This window comes from Frankia sp. CcCS3 (assembly GCF_977927575.1).
The window spans coordinates 1-17,967 of sequence record NZ_CDWRCL010000019.1; the positions used below are offsets into that span (position 1 = coordinate 1).

Consider the following 17,967-nt stretch of genomic DNA (forward strand, 5'->3'; position numbering starts at 1 on the left):
GCCCGGGCCACCGGGCTCCCCACCGCCACGGCGACGACGCGCGGTCGCCCGGCGACCGGCCGAGGGGGCTCCCCCACTCTGCGCGGGTGGCGGCGACGTTACAGTCGTCACGGCAACTAAGCGTACGCGCTTCACCCCGATCCGATTACTCTAAGCAACGATGGGGGGCTCGTATCGCCGGAACCAGCGGGAACACTCCTCGGCGCGGATCACTTCCCGGTCCGGGTCGGGTGTCCGGATCGGCTGCGTCAGCGGGACCGCACCAGATCCGCGGCCGTCTTCTCAGCCAGCGCCGCGATCCGGACAAGATCGTCGGGACGGGCGGAGGAGATGTCCAGCACGACGGTCTCGCCGTGTATCAGCGCCTCTCGCGCGCGGCACAGCGCCCCCGCCCACGCTTCCGCCCCGGCCCCGTTCACCTCCACGCCTACCCCCACGCCCACGCCCACGCCCACGCCATCCACATCCTCGGCGGGCCGGGAGACGGCGATGGCCTGCTCGTCGCTGATCGACCCCTCAAGGACGAGGCGGACGCGGCCGCGGCGCAGGTGGTCGAGGGCGATCGCGGCCAACCGCGCCGCCTGCTCGGCGGCGCCCGGCTCACCCTGGTTGTGCCGCAAACAGGCGATCTTGGCGTGGACGACCGCCTGGTAGGCAATGTAGTGATGGTCCAGCGACACCGGATGCGTCTCGGCGGAGAACTCCCGGTACCAGGCCAGGAACCGGCGCGCCTCGTCCGGCGCGCCGAGCCGCTCCAGGTCCATCGCGAGGCACGCGGCGTCGGCCGACACGTCACCGATCCGGCCCTGCCGGTCGGACGCCAGGCAGTCGATCACCCGTACGCCGTCGGACAGGCAGAAGACGTGGTCGGCGATGAGATCGCCGTGACCGTCCCGGATCCGGCCGGCCCGCCGCCGCTCAGCCAGCAGCGGAGCCCGCCCGGCGAGGTAGCGCAGCGCGAGTCGCTCGATCTCGTCGACGACATCGGCGGCCAGGACCTCGCCGCGAAACGGCGCGACGGCGCGCAGCAGGTCCAGCCAGCGAGCCTGCATAGCCGCCAGGCTGCCCGCCGCACCGATCCGGGCCGAGGTCTCGCAGCTCTCGTGGAACGCCGCGAGTCGGCGCGCGAGGTCACGCAGCTGTTGATCGACCCACCCGCCCCGCTCGACCAGCGTCGTCAGGCGGCGCGCGACGGGCAGCCGACGCATGACGACCATGTGATCGCGCAGGAGGTCGGCCTCGTCGCGGACGTCCGCGACGGCGAGGTACACGTCCGGCGCCAGCCGCCGGTTGAGGGCCACCTCGGTCTGGCAGGCCTCTTCCCGCGCCTGCCGCCGTCGCAGGTCCACGGATCCGGCCATGACGGGTTTGGGCATCTTGTAGACCCGCTCGCCCACGAAGAACAGCAGCGCGGTCGTCGTCTCCACGGTGTGCAGCGTGGGGGTTGGCCCGCCGAGGAAACTCGGCGGAGCGGGAGGGGTCAGAGCGGTCTCAGCGGTCAGAACCTCTGCGGCGGACATGATCTCTCCCGGAGGCAACGGAGAGTAACAGGGAGTAGACGACGGTTGGCCAGGACCCGCAGGGGTCCGGCGGCGGTGTCGTCAACGGTGCCCTGCCGGGACGGACCAGCCGATCCGCCGGATGTCACGCCCGGATGGCCGTTCGGCCCTCACCGAGTGGGCCGAACGGCCGTGCCGAGTATGCGGGCGGCGACGATCGCGACCCGCTGCCGGCTCCGGGCCGGCAGGCTCGCCGGGGGTCAGGCCTCGCGGAGGGACTCCAGGAAGAGCAGGGTCCGCGCGGCGACGCTGCGACGCCCCGGACCCGTCAGCACATCGTGGCCGCCCGGGACGACCACGAGCTCCGCCCGGGACGCGGTGCGCGTCGTCATCCGGATCAGGGGTAGCGGGCTGACCTTGTCCTGCGCACCGTGGATGAGCAGGATCGGGAGGTCGGGCAGGGCACGCGGCAACGGTTCCTCGATGGCCACCCCCGCGACGGGAACCTGCAGGAGCGGCAGGCCGACCAGGATCACACCGTCGGGGCGTACCGCAGGGGAGGCGGCCATCGCCAGCGCCGCGAGGGCCCCCGTGTCGGAACCGAGGAGGACGAACGGGACGCCCGGCACCCGGTTCTCGGCCACCGCGGGCACCCGGCGGCCACCGTCGGGAACGACGGTCACCAGGTAGCCGTCCAGCGCGAGCCGATCGGCGAGAAGGTGGAACGGGCCGGCCTGCTCACCGCGCCCGAGCAGCACCGCGACCACCGCGCGCACATATTCCCCGGGTGCCCCGCCGGAGGCGGGAGAGGGCGCCGGGAGCCGACGCGTCGACGGAACCGGGATCGCGGCCGGGACGGCAGTGGAGGCCGGAGAGACGATCGACGCCGGAGAGACGGTGGGTGTCGCGGCCGGCCTGCCTGCGGTTGGCGCGACGGAGCTGCCCCGCTGCGGACCGACGATGGCGCGGGCGCGGGATTGCCTGCCCGCCGCGGACGAGGTGGGCGAGGCCATCCGTAGATCATCGACGGACAACTGAGTGGTCGGCGACGGCATCGGCGCCAGATCTCCTTCGGACGGAACGGATCGTCGCGGCAGGCGGGCCGGACGTGCCGCGGGCGCGGCGTCGAGGCGACATCAATCGTTGATCTCGCCTCGGAGACCAGGAAAGGGCTTGAAGAGTAGGAGAGGGAAGGTGTCCGGCCCGCCGATGATCGGTCCGACGGCCCGGCGACCGGAGTAACACGCGGCTGCCGCCCGCCACGAGACGAGGACAACGGCGGCCTGGACATCGCGGCGGCCGTGCTCGCGAGTCGTACGGGGTGACCAGCAGCGGCGACGGGTGGTTCTTCGACGGCGGTACCGCTGCGGTCGGTCTCGGGAGCCGGCCCCTGGGAAACGACCACCTGCCGCACGTCGCCTGCCGGCGAACGTCAGGAGCCCACCGGGAGGCGGAGGATGCCGGACCGCTGGCCGCCCGCGGCCGGGACGGATCGCTCGGCTCGGGGCCGCCGGCAGGCTCGGGGCCGCCGGCAGATCAGCGACAACGTCGCCAGGACGACGGCGACGGGAGGATCTCGGACTGGCGTCGATCGGGCCGGAGCACGTCCACGAACATGTCTACTACCCTGCGTAGCGAGAAGGGAAGCCGTCAAGCCGTTCACGGTGTGTCGTATATCACTCCACGACACGCCGGCCCGACGCTGACGTGACGTCGACCGAAAGGTGTCCGGTCGGCCAGACCGGCGGCAAGGCCAGCCGGGAAGCCGGCCGCGAAGCCGGTGACCGGACCTCGTGGACCCCGCCCCGAAACACCGGAAAATGACGACAAGGGCACCGCCGGAGGCGCTGCCCTTGTCATGATCCGCGCACATTGTTCGTGCACGTTTAATGATCAACTATTTCGGTTCTCCGGGCACGGTCCTGTGCGTCGGGGAACCAACCCGCACCACGGTCAGGCCGCCGCCGCGCCCTTGGCCTTCACGAAACGGGCAGCCACGTCGGCCCAGTTGACGACGTTCCACAGGGCCGCCACGTAGTCGACCTTGACGTTCTTGTACTGCAGGTACCAGGCATGCTCCCAGGCGTCGAACACGAGCAGCGGGGTGTTGCCCACGCCGACGTTGCTCTGGTGGTCGTACACCTGCTCGATGAGCAGACGCTGCGCGGTGGCGTCGTAGGCCAGGACGCCCCACCCGGAGCCCTGCACCGTGGTGGTCACCGCGTTCAGTTGCGCCTTGAAGGCGTCGAAGGAACCGAAGTCGGCGGCGATGGCCTCACCGAGCGCACCGTCCGGCTTGTCCCCGCCGTCCGGCGAGAGGTTCTCCCAGTAGATCGAGTGGAGAATATGCCCGGAAAGGTTGAAGGCGAGCGTCTTCTCCAGGCCCACGATGGCACCGAAGTCACCCTTGTCGCGCGCTTCGGCGATCTTCTCAAGAGTGTCATTGGCACCCTTGACGTAGGTCGCGTGGTGCTTGTCGTGGTGCAGTTCGACTATCTGCCCGATAATGGACGGTTCCAGAGCACCGTAGTCGTAGTTCAGGTCCGGCAGCGTGTACGTCGCCACTAGCGCACGATCCTTTCCATTCATAAGGAATTCATCCGAGGAGTCCCGTACGGAGCTCTCGGAGGTCAGATGGGCGGTGCGGTGGAGCCGGCGGCCACCCGGAGCGGAGGGGGCGGACAGGACCCGGCGATGCTCATCGGCCCTCCCTCCTCTCCCGCGGCACCGCCTCGACGGCACCCTGTGGACGGTCGGCTTCGCTGCTGCAATCCTCCGCGCGATCCCCCGACTGGACACTATCGCCAGTCGGATGGGGCTTGCATGGCGAGACCCGACACCATGACACTCAAAGGATCGACCCGTTCGCAGCGCCAACAACAGTGCGTAACGGCGAGGAAACGAAAACGGGATTACTCCGCCATTCCTCGCCACCGCCCATTACCTTCCGCTACTCCTCATGGATCTGTTGGGCGAGGTAATGGGCCGCACCAAGCTGGGAGATCAGCTCCAGCTGGGCGTCGAGCCAGTCGATGTGCTCCTCCTCGGAGACGAGGATCCGCTCGAGGAGCACGGCCGATCCGACGTCGCCCCGCTCCCGGCAGAGTGCGACCCCCCGGCGCAGCAGGTCAACCGCCTCGAACTCCCCGGACCGGTCCACCTCGAGCTGCTCGGGCACCGTCTCCCCGATACGCAGCGTGTGCAGACGCTGCAGGTTCGGCAGACCGCCGAGATACAGCACCCGCTCGATGAGCTGATCCGCGTGCTTCATCTCGTCGATCGACTCGCGATAATAGTGCTCGGCGATCCGCCGATATCCCCAGTTACGTTGCATACGACTGTGCAGAAAGTACTGGTTGATGGTCGTGAGCTCGTTCGTCAGCACACTGTTCAGAATTTCGATGATTTCCACGTCACCACGCGTCACCATATGACCTCCACCTCCTGTCGGACATCGCCGGCCGGACGCCGCTCGTCATCATACCGAGGGAGTGCCCCGTCCCGCACCGCTTGATCGACCCGCCGTGGCGCCTCAACCAGCGGCGATGACCTCCGACGGTCCGCGCGAGCCGACAGGCGGAACCTCCAGCGGACAGCACATCACACGGATACGGATTTCGCAGCGAACCTGAACCCGCACCCCTCACATCCGCCTGAACGTAAATGCAGGTAAGGTTTACTGTAAGGTAGAAATCCAGCACGGAGGAAGCGCGCGGGCAGCGTGCGACGGACCGTCATAATCATGGCGTCATTTCCCCGCGACGACTTCGTGCCGGCCCGGCGAGCCCCTGCCGGCACGCTTCCGGCAGTCGGTTCAGTGGCGGCGGTGGTGGTCAGTGGCGATCGGTGGCGGTCCCGGCGGCCGGCGTCTCACCACATTGGACGACGACGAATCCCCCCCGGCCGGAGTACTCGATCTGCGCGAGCTCCCCCGAGCTACGCCCCATGAGGTTGCCTATCTTGAACGAGGAGACCACCCGGGTACGTATGCCCGCCGTCCAGGCGACCGCGGCATCCCGGTCGACGCAGACCGGCTCGTCCGTCGACAACACCAGGGGAGCGCCCAGGCACAGCACGGCGACGCCGCCGCTGCCGGAAACCTCGGTGTTGAAGATCCCACCGGCGATCATGGCGCCGATGCCACCGGACGTCGTGGTGACCTTGTAGCGGATGCCGGACTCCAGCGCGAGCAGGCTGCGGCCGTTGACCGTCAGGCTGTCGTTGTCGAGCGTGAAGACCGAGATGTGGCTTCCGGACTCGGCGAACCAGACGCTTCCGTGGCCGGCGACCCTCATCAGGTCCTGGCCCTCACCGGTAACCGCCCGCCGCAGGAATCCACCGACTCCCTGGCCCTTGTAGGCGAAGTCGACGCGGCCGCGATAGGCCACCATGCCTCCCTGTTTGGCGTACATCTCGCCGCCGTCGAGGCGTACCCGCAGCATGCGATCGCCCTCTTCCAAGGCGAACGGGGGGCCCGCGGCGGGGCCCCCCGCGAAGGTCGCGAGTGGCTGGCTCATGGCCTCCATTCAACGCCCATCCACACCCGTTCGGGCCACACCGGTGGGAATACCGACGGGAGTATGGCGGGTAGACCGGCACCCGCCCGTCAGAGCAGCATCAGCAGCATCGCGCCGGCCATGACCAGTCGGGACGTGGCCGATGTCACCGGCGGCGTGTGGGTCACCCAGCCCGGCCTGACCCTGCGGACCAGCGGGCCACCGATAGCAGCCAGCACCGCCACAGTGAAGATCACCGCGAACCAGTCGGTCAGATTCGTCAGACCGGTCGAATCACCGACCGGCCACCTGTCCGCTCGGGCCATGTACGCCATCGCCAACCCCTCGATGACGAGCATCGAGCAGCAGGACCACCGCGGCGGCTCGCAGGTCGGGTCCGTCAGGACAAGAAGGAAGAAGACGCCGGCCAGCGCCAGATAAGCGACGGCGAACACCACCGACGACGTCATCCAGCGTGGGCCGACGAACATGACGGCCATTCCCGCGGCCACCACCGTGTGCCCAATCTCGGCCGGTGGGTACACGGCCCTCCGCCGGGCTCGCACAAGCGCGTCGGCGAGACGTCCGGCGTGGAACATCGCCAGCAACGCGCAGGCGACCGCGGCAACGACGGCCACCGCCTGTGGTGGGGCCAGTGCGTACGCCGCTGCCGGGTGGTGGTGTGTCACCGATCCGCGGGTTCCCGTCCAGGCTTCCGTCCAGTTACGGCACGTCGCACGTCAGCTCACGCCCAGGGCCAGTTCGGCGTCGACCAGTGCGGTGATGCTGCCGGCACGGGCCTCGTCGACGATGGCCTGGAGCTGTTCGACACTCATCTGGATCCGCTGGCCGAAGTCATCGGTCAGCACGATGCGCCGCTCCGCCGGAGCCTCGTGGTCGACGAAGAGCTCCGGGCAACCACAGTTGCATTTTCCGCAAAAGATCAAAATGTGACGTTCGCGAGTAGATCCGGACATGCCGTCTCCCGGGGTAGCGGACCAATCAGGAATATCAGTCTAAGATCCTCTTAGGGAAACGTCTGCGCGTTTACCGGATTCCGGGGGCACGGACACGGGGCGCAGTCAGGGGGCCCGCAGTCAGGGCGCGCGGTCAGGGGCCGGGGGACCCCCGGCGGAGTCGTCCGGCAGCCCACCCACGACACCACCGGACGCGCCACCGGACGCACGGTCGCCGGTCACGCCAAAGGCCCCGGGCCCCATGTAGGGATACACGTGGTCGGCAGGCGGAGCGAGATTCTCCTTGATCACCCGTGGGCTGATCCAGCGCAGCAGGTTCTGCGCGGAACCGGCCTTGTCGTTGGTGCCGGAACGGCGAGCGCCGCCGAACGGCTGCCGGCCGACCACGGCCCCGGTCGGCTTGTCATTGATGTAGAAGTTGCCGGCCGCGAAGCGCAGCACGTGTTCGGCGCGGGCGATCGCCGAGCGGTCGGTCGCGACGACGGCACCGGTGAGCGCGTAGGACGAGGTCCGGTCGATCAGTGTCAGCACGTCGTCCCAGGCCCCCGGCCGGTTGTCGTCGTAGACGTGAACCGACAGGATCGGGCCGAACAGCTCGCGGGTGAACCATTCCCGCCCGGGATCGGTGCCGAGCAGCACCGTCGGCCGGACGAACCAGCCGACAGCGTCGTCGCACTGTGCCCCGGCGAGAACGGTGACGGTCGAATCGCTGGCAGCACGGGTGCATGCGGCGGCCAGGCGATCGTAGGCGCGCGCATCGATGACCGCACCGGTGAAATGGTCGAAGTCGCTGACGTCCCCCACCGACAGTGCCTCGGTCGCGGCGGCGAGTTCGGCGTCCAGGCGCCGCCACAGGCTTGCGGGCAGGTACGCCCGGGAGGCCGCCGAGCATTTCTGGCCGCTGTACTCGAAGGACCCCCGCAGCAGCGCGGTACGCAGCACGTCGACGTCGGCCGAGGAATGCGCCACCACGAAGTCCTTGCCACCGGTCTCCCCGACGATCCGCGGATAGGCACGGTAGCCGTCCAGGTTCTCGCCGACCGACCGCCACAGCCGGGCGAAGACGGCGGGAGAACCGGTGAAATGAACGCCGGCCAGATCCGGGTCGGAGAACACCACGTCGCTGACCGGTTCACCCGAACCGCCGACGAGGTTGATGACGCCGGGCGGCAACCCCGCCGATTCCAGCAGCCGCATCAGGAAATGCGCGGCAAACGCCTGCGTGGGAGCCGGCTTCCAGACGACGGTGTTCCCCATCAACGCCGGCGCGGTCGCCAGGTTCCCGGCGATGGCGGTGAAGTTGAACGGGCTGACCGCGTAGACGAATCCCTCCAGCGGACGCAGATCCAGCCGGTTCCATTCCCCGGCCCCGCTGGCCGGCACGTCGGCCAGCAACTCGGCGGCGAACATCACGTTGAACCGCCAGAAGTCGATCAGTTCGCAGGCGGCGTCGATCTCCGCCTGTTGGCAGGTCTTCGACTGGCCCAGCATGGTGGCCGCGTTCAACGTGTCCCGCCACGGGCCGGAGAGGGCCTCCGCGGCGCGCAGGAGCACCGCGGCCCGTCCCGCGAAACCCAGATCCCGCCAGCCGGGGGCGGCCTTCTTCGCCGCGGCGACCGCCTCGGCCGCGTCCGCGTGGGTGCTCTCTCGCAGCGTTCCGAGCACCCGCCGGTATGCATGAGGCTGCACGACGTCGCGGGCCGGGCCGCCGCCGAGATGCTGGTGTCCCCCGATCGTGTTGGTCAGCTCGATATGTTCACCGCCCAGCCGGAGCAGGGCCCGCCGCAGACTGGCACGTTCCGGGCTACCCGGGGCGTAGGAACGGACCGGTTCGTTACGCGCGACCGGAACCGTCACCGGTCCGGTCGCCACGCGCTCTGCTTCGTCCCGCCGCACGCTCCGTCCCCCGTCCAGCCTGCCCGCGTCTCAGCCGGCCCGCATCCCAGGCCCGCCCATAATCCCAGGCCCACCGCATCTCAGGCCCGACTCCGGAGCGCGCGAGCGGCGAGCAGCAGGTTCGTGGGTCTCTCCACCAGCCGCCGGGTCAGGTACGGCACGCAGTCCGCCCCGTAGGGCACATACACCCGCACCGTGGCCCCGGTCGACGCCAACCGCCGCTGCTCGACCGGGCGTACCCCGTACAGCAACTGGTATTCGAAGGTCGCGGGCAGGCGTCCCACGTGCTCGGCGAACCGGCCGGCGAGGTTCAGGAGGGCGGGGTCGTGAGTGGCAATCATGGGATAGCCCGATCCGGTGAGCAAGATTCCCAGACAGCGGGCGTACGCGGCGGCGACAGCCGGACGTCCCTGGTGGGCTACGGCGGGCGGTTCGCGGTAGGCGCCCTTGCACAGCCGCACCCGTGACCCGGCGGTGGCGAGGTCACGGCAGTCCGTCTCGGTGCGCAGAAGCTGCGCCTGCAGGACGGCGCCGACGGAGGGGAAGTCCCGACGCAGCTCCACCAGGGTGTCCAACGTCGAGTCCGTGGTGGTGTGATCCTCCATGTCCAGGGTGACCGTCGCGTTCGCCGCCGCTGCCCGCGCGCAGATCTCGGCGGCGTTCTCGTACGACAGCTTGCGGCCGTCGCGGGGCACGGCCTGACCGAGCGCAGACAGCTTCACCGAGACGTCGAGACCGGCGGCGATCCCCGCGCGGTCGGCGAGGTCGAGCAGCCCGAGGTAGGCCAGCAGGGTGTGGGCCGCGTCCTCCGCACGGGTGATGTCCTCACCGAGCAGATCCACCGTCGCCAGGAGGCCGAGGTCCGCAAGTCCGGCTACCGCGGCGACCGCGTCCGCGTCGGACGGGCCGGCGACAAAGCGATCGATGATCCCCCGGGCAAGGGGGGTACGTGTGACGAGCGCGCGGGTGAGCGGATGGCGGGACACGGGAGGCATCAGCTTTTGGATCATATCGATCGTCCCCTGAGGCGACGTGACAGAATAGACGTGACAGAATAAGTGTGATCCGAAGCTTCACGTAAGCTCGATGCTCTGTCCAGCCTAGCGGCGCGGAATGCCGCGCCGGCTCAGAGCGCGCCGGCTCAGAGGCGACGCAGGCCGGCGAGTACCCGGTCGAGCAACTCGAGCTGCGGGGCTCCCGTCGGCATGGTGAGCTGGGAGATCTCCACCAGGCGGTCCGCCGCCGCGTCGGCGACGAGCACGCGGACTACGCCCACAGGCAAACGCAGCTCGGCCGCGATCTCGATCACCGACTGAGGCTGCACGCACATCGCGACGATCGACTTCTGTTCGAGAAGCAGGACCGGCAGCCGCCCGCGGCCGAGCGGTGTCGTGGTCACCATGGCCTCGAGCGCCAGCAGACGGGACGGGCGCGCCCGGCCGCGGGTCGCCGTGTACGGCCGCACGAGCTCGCCCGACGGCTCCACCGCGTCCCCGTTCACCTGGTCACCTGGTCATGGGGTATGGGGTCATGGGGTCATGGGGTCATGGGGGATGTCACCTGGTGGGCACCTGGTCACACATTTTCGCGGCGGGCCGGGATGAGCGCCTCCCGGGTCCGGGCGACGAGCACCGTCATCTCGTACCCTACGAGCCCGATATCGCAGGTGTTGGTGGCGAGCACGGCCAGGTAGGACCCCTCCCCGACGGCCATGAGCAGCAGCGAGCCCTGGGCCATCTCGACGATGGTCTGGGTGACGTGGCCGCCGTCCACGAAGTCGGCGGCGGCCAAGGTCAGGCTGAACAGACCGGACGCGAGGGAACTCAGCCGTTCCGCCCGCTCACGCGGGAAACCAGTGCAGACGGCGAGAAGATGCCCGTCCGAGGACGCGACGATCGCATTGGCCACACCGGGCACGAAGTCGACGAAGTTGTTGACGAGCCAGTCGAGCGAGGGATTCTCGGGATCCGCGCGGGTCACGCGTCCTCCAGACTATGCGAATCAGGGAGTGCGGTGTCCGCGCGCAGGCAGGAGGGATGCGGATGGTCATCCGTCGCTGCCAGGCTCGTCAGGGGTCTCCCTTGACACCACGAGCATGGTGAACGCCTTCGTACAGTCGGCTCAGGCGGCCGCGGATCCGTTCGGGCGCCACCGTCTGCTGTTCCGGGGCCAGCGTGAGCGCCGCTGCCGGGCCGAAAAGGTCGGGGCCGGCATCGGGGGGGGCGAGCGGTCGCGGACCTGGACGGGGGCGTGCCCAACGGGTCCGGACCGAGGAGCCCGTGGGTCTGCGGGGCGCGGATCGGCAGCCCGGAGGGGGTCCTGGGACCGTCTGGCCCGATGGGGGGATGGTCACTCACCGCCGCTTCGCCCGAGCCCGATACCCCACCGACGGTTACCGCCCCGCCCGACCACGCCGCCCCACCGGCCGCGGGTGGCTCGAGGGACGCGGGTGGCTCGAGGGACGCGGGTGGGATGCGCACCGCGGAACGCGACGGTGCCGGATCTCGCGTGAACCAGTTGAACTTCTCCTCGGAGGGCTCGGAGGGCTCGGGCGGCCGCGCCGCGGTGGCGCGCATCCTTCTGTCCGCCCCACGCTCGCGCCGACGACGGAGCGCGGCCACCGCCTCCTCGATCGGAGGCAGGACGGCCCCGCCCTCCGATCCCGTGGCGGCGCCCAGACGCGACCCGCCACCGGCCTCGGCCACGGTGGACGAGTCGGCGTCGTCGGCGAGCTCGCCGACGACGCCAAGATCGACACCGCGCGGCCGGAACCACTCCTCGGTCGGTGTGTAGGAGGTGTAGGAGCCGAGACCGGCCGGCGGCGTATCGGGACCGCCGAGCGACCCCGCAGGCCCCACAGAACCGGTAGGACCTGTAGGACCGTGACCGTTCAGGCCCGTCGCACCGGGAGCCGCCAGGCCGGGAGCCGCTAGGCCGTTGCCACGAGGCGCGGTGCCACGAGGCGGGATGCTCGCGACGAGCAGCACGGCAGGCAGATGGACGAGCGCGCGAACCCCGCCGGTATCCGAGCGTGCCAGCCGCACCGCGATGTCGTGCCGCGCGGCCAGGCGGGCCACGACGAACAGGCCGAGGCGTTGGGCGATCGAGAAGTCGAACACCGGAGGCTCGGCCAGCCGCTGGTTGGCTGCGGTCAGCTCCTTCTCCGACATCCCGAGGCCGGCGTCGTCGATGATGATGAGCAGTCTGCCGTCGTCGAGGCGGGACGCGGCGAGGTCGACCGCGAGGTATGGCGGGGAGAACTGGGCGGCGTTCTCCAGTAGCTCGGCGACGAGGTGGACGACGTGGTTGACGGAGTCGGCGGCAACCTGCACCTCCGGCACCTCGATGATCTGGATCCGTTCGTACTGCTCGATCTCGCCGATCGCGGCCTGCAGCACGTCACCCAGCGGTACCGGACCCGCCCGGCGCCGGCCCGGTCCAGCCCCCGCGAGCACGAGCAGGTTCTCGCTGTTGCGGCGCATCCGGGTCGCCAGGTGGTCAAGCTTGAACAGGTTCTCCAGCTGGAGGGGGTTCTCCTCGGTGGCCTCCAGCCGGTCGATGAGCGCGATCTGCCGTTCGATGAGGCTCTGGCTGCGCCGGGACAGGCTCAGGAACAGGGTGTTGACGTTGCGCCGCAGGCCGGCCTGTTCGGTAGCCAGCCGCACCGCCTCGTGCTGCAGCTCGTCGAAGGTGCGCGCGACCTCGCCGATCTCGTCACGGGAGTCGATGGCGATGGACCGGATCGTCGTGTCGACCTGGTCCGGGTACGCGGTTTGCAGCTGCTCGATCAGGTGGGGAAGGCGCTCGTGGGCGACGTCGAGGGCGCCCGTCCGCAGTCTGCGCAGGGGGCCGGTCATCGTGCGCGCGATCGCCAGCGTCCACACGATCGCACCGACCATGATAGTGATGATCAGCGCGCCGAGGATGGCGGTCCGCTCCCAGGCGGTGGAGCGCAGCTCGCTCGCGGACCCGATGACGTTGTCGAGCAGGCCGGTCTCGACGGTGCGCAGCAGCTCGATGTGGGTGGTGCTGGCCGCGAACCACTGGTCGGGATCGATGCCGAGGTCGGGCAGTCGCTGACGCTGGACGGCACGGTCGGGGGTGCGCTTGACCGTCAGCAGCGCCTGACCGTTGACGATCTGATCGTAGCGGATCCGGTCGCTGGGGCGGGCTGCGGCGCGGAACGCGTCCTCGGCCGTCTGTTCCTCGGCGAGGAGACCGGACATCCGTTCGGCGGCGCCGAACTCGAACCGGCCGGTGAGGGCCGTGGCGTAGAGCTGACCGCGGATCTGGGAGTTGATCTCCTTGATGGTCGACAGGTCATTGAGGACCATGGTGGAGTAGCGGAGCTCGTCGTCGTTCCTGTCCTGCCCGATCCGGCGGTCGAAGGCGAGCAGGCGGCTGATCGTGGTCGAGTACTCGCTCAGGATCGCGCCGATGGGCAGCTTCCCGCCCCGGACGGCCTGGCGCAGCGCGGGCAGTGCGGCGATGCTCTGCCGCACCTGCGCGGACAGCGGGGAGGCCCCTCGGCCGAGACGGCCGGAGGAGGACCTTAGCGAGGCCTGGAAACGGGTCAGCGCCTTGTCCACAACACGCTGCTCGGTGTTCAGCCGGTCGGCCAGCGCCCTGCTGGTCGGGTTGGCGCCACGCCCACTCATGATGAAGCCCGCGGCGAGATCCCGCTCGAGCTGCATCTCGTGCACCGCCGCGGTCACGTCCCGGCCGAGTTTCGCCGCGGTCACCCCGTGACCGTAGCTGGCGGCGTCGGACAGCCAGGTCACGCCGGCGAGAATCGCCACCGCCAGGAAGGCCGCCATGGGCACCGCCAACGCCGCGAAGAGCTTCCCGCGCACGGGGAGGTCGTGCAGGCGCGGCCGCCGCCACGGACGCGATCGGAACTCCCCCGCCCCGGTCATGGCCGCGGCGGCGGTCGGAGCCGTAGCGGTCGAGGCCCCCGCCGAGTGCCGCCGACGCCGCACCGGGGATAGCTGCTCCCGGTCCCCGGGTGTGCCCGCGCCACGATGCCGGCCCTCGACAGAGGACCCCGGCGGGTCATCCGTCGCGACCCGCCTTCTTCCCGGCTGGACCACGAGATCCGTACCTCTCGCCCTCTCGGATCGCCCTCTGGAACTGTCCCGCCAGGCCAGGCCAGGCCAGTCCCGGCCCCGGCCCCGGCCCCGGCCCCGGCCCCGGCCCCGGCCGGCAAAGACTATGCCTTGGCCTGCAAAGACTATGTGGGCGCCCGATGCCGCCGCCGGTGGGGTCGCCTGACGATCGGCCCCGTCAATCACCCGCGCTGCCGGGCAGCCCGGCTGCGGTTGTTGCCCGACAAACAACTAGTGTCGCCTCTGGCCACTGCCAGCTTTCACTCCTCACCGAGCCGGGCATGCGGGGAGCGCGATGATCCACGGGTTTCGAAGCACGGTCGCGGGCCTTGCGCTTCTCTCCGTAGTCGCGCTGGCCGCCTGCGATGGCGGTGGCAAAGCCGAGCCGGCCCGAGTTTCCGGCGAGGTCAAGATCGGACTGCTCGCCCCCCTGACCCAGGGCAATCCCGAAACGGGGCGTGACGCACAACGCGGAGCAGAGCTCGCCAGCCGTCTCATCAACGCCGGCGAAAGCTGGGCGGGCGACGAGACCAGAGGTTCCTGGGGGCCATCCGGCCGGGCCCAGCTTTCTGTTGTGACATTGGACACAAGCAGCGATCCGCGCCAGGCCGCGGACGTCACGTCACGCTTAATGACCAACCACGGTGTCGTGGGCATCGTCGGCGCGTTCACCCCGGACGCCACCCTGGAAGCCAGCCAGCGGGCCGAACGCCTGCAGATCCCGTTCGTCAGCGGAGGCCCGCCGCTGACGGCGCTGACCGAACGTGGGCTGAGCTGGTTCTTCCGGATCGGACCCGACGCGGCCGACTACGGCGGCACCTTCCTGTCCCTGCTGCGTGACGCCGAGCAGCCGGGCCAGGAGCGCCGACGCGTCGCCCTGCTTTACACCAACGACGCCACCGGCCTCGATATGCAGGCGACTGTGGCAGATGTTCGCCGAGGAGACCGGTTACCCGGTCGTGGCGAGCGTGGCCTACCAGCCGGGTACAGGCCAGCCGGGTACCGGCGATCTGGCCGCCGCCGTCGGCGCCTTGCGAACCGCTGCACCCGACGTTGTACTGACGAATATTTCTCCCAGCCAGGGCGAAATTCTGGGAAAAACTTTCCGGGATGGTGGGTACATACCACCCGCGGTTGTCGTGTACGGCGACCCGGCGGAGGCCGCCCGACTCGCCGCGGTTCCCGAGTTCGCCGATCGGGTCAGCCGTCAGGTCGCCTGGTCGATGCCCATCGCCCGGGCCAATCCGCTGGCCGCGAGAGTAATCGACCGCTATCTGCACGATTTCGGGGCGCCGATGACCGAGGATGCGGCCGAGGCCTTCACCGCCGTGACCACGATCGCGCAGGCAATCGACGACGCGGGCAGTGCGGATCGTGAACTGGTCCGCTCCGCGTTGACCGCCCTGAATCTACCCGCGAGTTCGACCATCATACCGTGGAACGGCGTCCATTTCGACGGAACCCACCAGAACACACTTTCCGCAACAGCGATCGAACAGGCCACCGGTACGACGTTCAGAACCGTCTACCCCCGCGACCTGGCCACGACGACGGTCAGGTGGCCCGCGCCGGGGACGGCCGTGACGGCTGTCGGACATCCGTCATCGGGGGCGACGTCGGGGGCGACATCGGCGTCACAGTCGACGCCAGGGACCAGGACCAGGACACGGAACGAGTAGGTATCAAGTAGGTATACGGAACGAGTAGGTACGCGGATCGTTCTCCGCCCGGCCCGTCCACGGATCACCTCGCCGGCGCGAGATCCGCCACCAGCACCGGATCGAGGCCGCCGGGGGTGCCGTCCGGCTCGGTCTTCTCCAGCCGGAACCGGGCCGCGCGTCCGTCGAGCTCGAGGACGGCGAGCTGACTATCGAACCAGGGTCCGTGGGTGACCGTCCACCGGATGGACCGGCCCCGCACCCCGGCAAGGCGGGCGAAGGCCGCGGAGAATGCGGCTAGCGGAGCGCGCCGGGAGATCGCGTCGACCCGCCGGATCGCCGGACCGAGCGGGTTGCGGAACGGCGAGCACACCGCCTGCCGCACTGGGCTCGGCGCCGTGGCCGCGGCGGTGAGGTCGGGCTGCGCCGGGAAGTCGGCACGGGCCAGATAGGCGTGGTGCACGTCACCGGACAGCACGATCACGCTGGCCGGCGCCGGACCGCGTTCCCCCGCCGAGATAGACCGAAGCAGCTCCGCCATCGCGGCAAAGGAGGAGCCGAAGGCCGACCAGTGTTCGAGGTCGAGGGCCTGGCGGACCCGCTCGGCCACGGCCGCGGCCCGTCGGCCCCACCGCCCGCCCGCAATCAGCTCGCTGGCCGCCTCGACGTTGTGGATCGTCGGTGTCAGCAGGAACGGGACGGAGGTGCCGAGCAACAGGTGATCCACCTCGCCGTCGTGCAGGGTCTGTTCCCGCACCCACTCCCACTCGACGGCGTCGATCATCGCCCGCGAACCGTCGGGGGACACCACCCGTGCACACCGGGAGTCGATCACGATCAGCCGGGTCCGACCGAGGTCCCATCGGAAACTCCATCGCACCGCCCGGCCGGCCGGTTCGCCGTGGCCCTCAGGCTGGGCACCCTCAGGCTGGGCGACGGCACGGGGACCGACCCGGCCATCGGCCGCGGCGGTTCGCCCCGCGGTCACGTCGGGGTGGTCTGCCGCCTCGTCAGCCCGTCGGGCGAACGCGCGCAGCACCTGCTCCGCCACGCTGCCGGCCACGCTGTCGGCCACGCTGGCCGGGGCGGCCCCGCCCTCGGGCACTGCGGGGGTTCCCGCCTCGACCACGGCCCGGAACACCGGATCACACTCCCGGACGGCCGGGGCCAGGTTACCGAGGTGCTGGTAGAGCCAGTAGGCCATGATCCCGCCGGTGACGCGTGCGTCCCACCACGGCGCGGCCCTAATCTCCGTACGCCATGCCGCGGAGATGTTCCAGTCGTCTCGCACATCATGATCGTCAAAGATCATCGCCGTCGGGACCGTTGACAGTAACCAGCGGATGTCCGTCTGCGACCACGCCTCCTGGTACAGCCAGGTGTACTCCTCGAAGTCGGCGATCTCCTCCCCCGGCGGGACGGTGACATCCCGCCGGTCACGAAGCCGCGCCGCCGTCTGCGAGGAGACATGATCGGCATAGACCTGGTCACCGAGCAGAAGCAGGACATCCGGCCAGGAGGCGGGGTCGTGCGCGGGCAGTTCCAGGGCGAGGGCGTGCAGCGCGTCCGTGCCGAGTCCACGGCTGTCCTGATCGGCGTTCAGGGTGTACGGCTGCTCCTGCGGCGCGGTCACCCGGCAGGAGCCGAAGACCAGCCGCAGGGGCCCCTCGTCCTTGACGGGACGCAGCAGGCTCGGCGGCCTGCCCGGCTCCGGCCAGACCCGCACCGCGCCGTCGGTGGGCGGCTCGGACCCGACCGCCGGCCCTCCGGGCCCGGGGCCCGTCAACCACACCTCGTCCGTCAACCACACCTCGTAGGGAACCGGCTCTCCCGGCGTCAGGCCTTCGACCACGACGACTGCGTAGTGGTGCCCGGCCACCTCGAAGGTACGGGCCTGCCCAGCCGGCGGGTCGAACGTCGCACGTGCGAGTGCGCCACGCGGGACCCGGACCTCGACATCACAAGCAGCGTCGACCTCCATCCACAGAGTGACACGCGTTGCCTCGGTGTGCCGGTGGATGGGGCCGAGGAGCGAACGAGTCATTCGCCCACTCTCGTCCAACGAGACGAACGCACGTCCGGCTATCGCACGGCATGGACAGCGTGTTACTTAACGACCACACTCGGCTGATCGCCTTCAGGCGACGGCGCCACGCGAGCCACTCCAGGAAGTCGGACGACAGGCTCGTCGTGTAGCGCCGTTCACGGCAGCGCGAGCGAAGATATTCTGGAGATTTTTGAGCTGGGCCTTCAAACTCGGGCCTTCCTTCCTTCAGCTAGGAGCCAGTCTATCCAACTGTTGCCGCACGGAGGAGATCGGAGGTATGTCGGCTGTA

14 protein-coding genes and 1 pseudogene are annotated in these 17,967 nt (G+C 69.8%); 2 read left to right on the top strand and 13 right to left on the bottom strand.

Going from position 1 to position 17,967, the window contains the following annotated elements; genetic code table 11:
• Nucleotides 1–248: 248 nt before the first annotated feature.
• The 12 genes from AC08OQ_RS03375 to AC08OQ_RS03430 all read right to left on the bottom strand — a co-directional run bounded on the left by AC08OQ_RS03375 (nucleotide 249) and on the right by AC08OQ_RS03430 (nucleotide 13,721).
• Nucleotides 249–1,520 (bottom strand): aminoglycoside phosphotransferase family protein, encoded by a 1,272-nt coding sequence (locus tag AC08OQ_RS03375; RefSeq protein ID WP_476598842.1) that lies wholly within the window; start codon nucleotides 1,518–1,520, stop codon nucleotides 249–251.
• A gap of 239 nt (nucleotides 1,521–1,759) precedes the next feature.
• Nucleotides 1,760–2,512, bottom strand: coding sequence for an alpha/beta hydrolase (locus AC08OQ_RS03380; protein WP_476604216.1), 753 nt, complete (start codon nucleotides 2,510–2,512; stop codon nucleotides 1,760–1,762).
• Between the two features lie 940 nt (nucleotides 2,513–3,452).
• Nucleotides 3,453–4,064 carry a superoxide dismutase gene (locus tag AC08OQ_RS03385; protein WP_462187230.1) on the bottom strand — a complete coding sequence of 204 codons (612 nt, stop codon included), beginning with the start codon at nucleotides 4,062–4,064 and terminating at the stop codon, nucleotides 3,453–3,455.
• 385 nt (nucleotides 4,065–4,449) lie between these two features.
• Nucleotides 4,450–4,929: a bacterioferritin gene (gene bfr, locus AC08OQ_RS03390; protein WP_462187231.1), complete on the bottom strand. Its 480-nt coding sequence runs from the start codon at nucleotides 4,927–4,929 to the stop codon at nucleotides 4,450–4,452.
• 403 nt (nucleotides 4,930–5,332) lie between these two features.
• Complete coding sequence (locus AC08OQ_RS03395) at nucleotides 5,333–6,025, bottom strand: AIM24 family protein (protein WP_476598846.1); 693 nt, start codon at nucleotides 6,023–6,025, stop codon at nucleotides 5,333–5,335.
• Nucleotides 6,026–6,105: 80 nt separating this feature from the next.
• A complete protein-coding gene (locus tag AC08OQ_RS03400; RefSeq protein ID WP_476598848.1) occupies nucleotides 6,106–6,684 on the bottom strand; it encodes a DUF5134 domain-containing protein in 579 nt (192 codons plus the stop codon).
• Between the two features lie 51 nt (nucleotides 6,685–6,735).
• Complete coding sequence (locus tag AC08OQ_RS03405; protein ID WP_476595642.1) at nucleotides 6,736–6,864, bottom strand: hypothetical protein; 129 nt, start codon at nucleotides 6,862–6,864, stop codon at nucleotides 6,736–6,738.
• A gap of 228 nt (nucleotides 6,865–7,092) precedes the next feature.
• The gene (gene pruA, locus AC08OQ_RS03410) at nucleotides 7,093–8,844 is read right to left on the bottom strand and encodes an L-glutamate gamma-semialdehyde dehydrogenase (protein WP_476598852.1); all 1,752 of its coding nucleotides are present in this window, start codon (nucleotides 8,842–8,844) and stop codon (nucleotides 7,093–7,095) included.
• A gap of 104 nt (nucleotides 8,845–8,948) precedes the next feature.
• Nucleotides 8,949–9,878 (bottom strand): proline dehydrogenase family protein, encoded by a 930-nt coding sequence (locus AC08OQ_RS03415; RefSeq protein WP_476598853.1) that lies wholly within the window; start codon nucleotides 9,876–9,878, stop codon nucleotides 8,949–8,951.
• Between the two features lie 131 nt (nucleotides 9,879–10,009).
• Nucleotides 10,010–10,369: a DUF742 domain-containing protein gene (locus tag AC08OQ_RS03420; protein ID WP_462187236.1), complete on the bottom strand. Its 360-nt coding sequence runs from the start codon at nucleotides 10,367–10,369 to the stop codon at nucleotides 10,010–10,012.
• A gap of 74 nt (nucleotides 10,370–10,443) precedes the next feature.
• Entirely contained in the window at nucleotides 10,444–10,848 is a 405-nt protein-coding gene (locus AC08OQ_RS03425) for a roadblock/LC7 domain-containing protein (protein ID WP_476598855.1), read from the bottom strand.
• Nucleotides 10,845–13,721 (bottom strand): sensor histidine kinase, encoded by a 2,877-nt coding sequence (locus tag AC08OQ_RS03430; protein ID WP_476598857.1) that lies wholly within the window; start codon nucleotides 13,719–13,721, stop codon nucleotides 10,845–10,847. The genes AC08OQ_RS03425 and AC08OQ_RS03430 overlap by 4 nt, the downstream gene beginning before the upstream one ends.
• Before the next feature lie 547 nt (nucleotides 13,722–14,268).
• On the opposite strand from AC08OQ_RS03430, the pseudogene AC08OQ_RS03435 reads away from it, so the two are divergent.
• Nucleotides 14,269–14,841 (top strand): annotated as a pseudogene (locus AC08OQ_RS03435) (ABC transporter substrate-binding protein); the annotation flags it as partial.
• Nucleotides 14,842–14,902: 61 nt separating this feature from the next.
• Nucleotides 14,903–15,652, top strand: a complete 750-nt coding sequence (locus AC08OQ_RS03440; protein ID WP_476598859.1) for an ABC transporter substrate-binding protein — start codon at nucleotides 14,903–14,905, stop codon at nucleotides 15,650–15,652.
• A gap of 64 nt (nucleotides 15,653–15,716) precedes the next feature.
• Here the strand turns inward: AC08OQ_RS03440 and AC08OQ_RS03445 are convergent, their stop codons facing one another.
• Nucleotides 15,717–17,675, bottom strand: coding sequence for a DUF7800 domain-containing protein (locus AC08OQ_RS03445; protein WP_476598861.1), 1,959 nt, complete (start codon nucleotides 17,673–17,675; stop codon nucleotides 15,717–15,719).
• Nucleotides 17,676–17,967 lie beyond the last annotated feature (292 nt).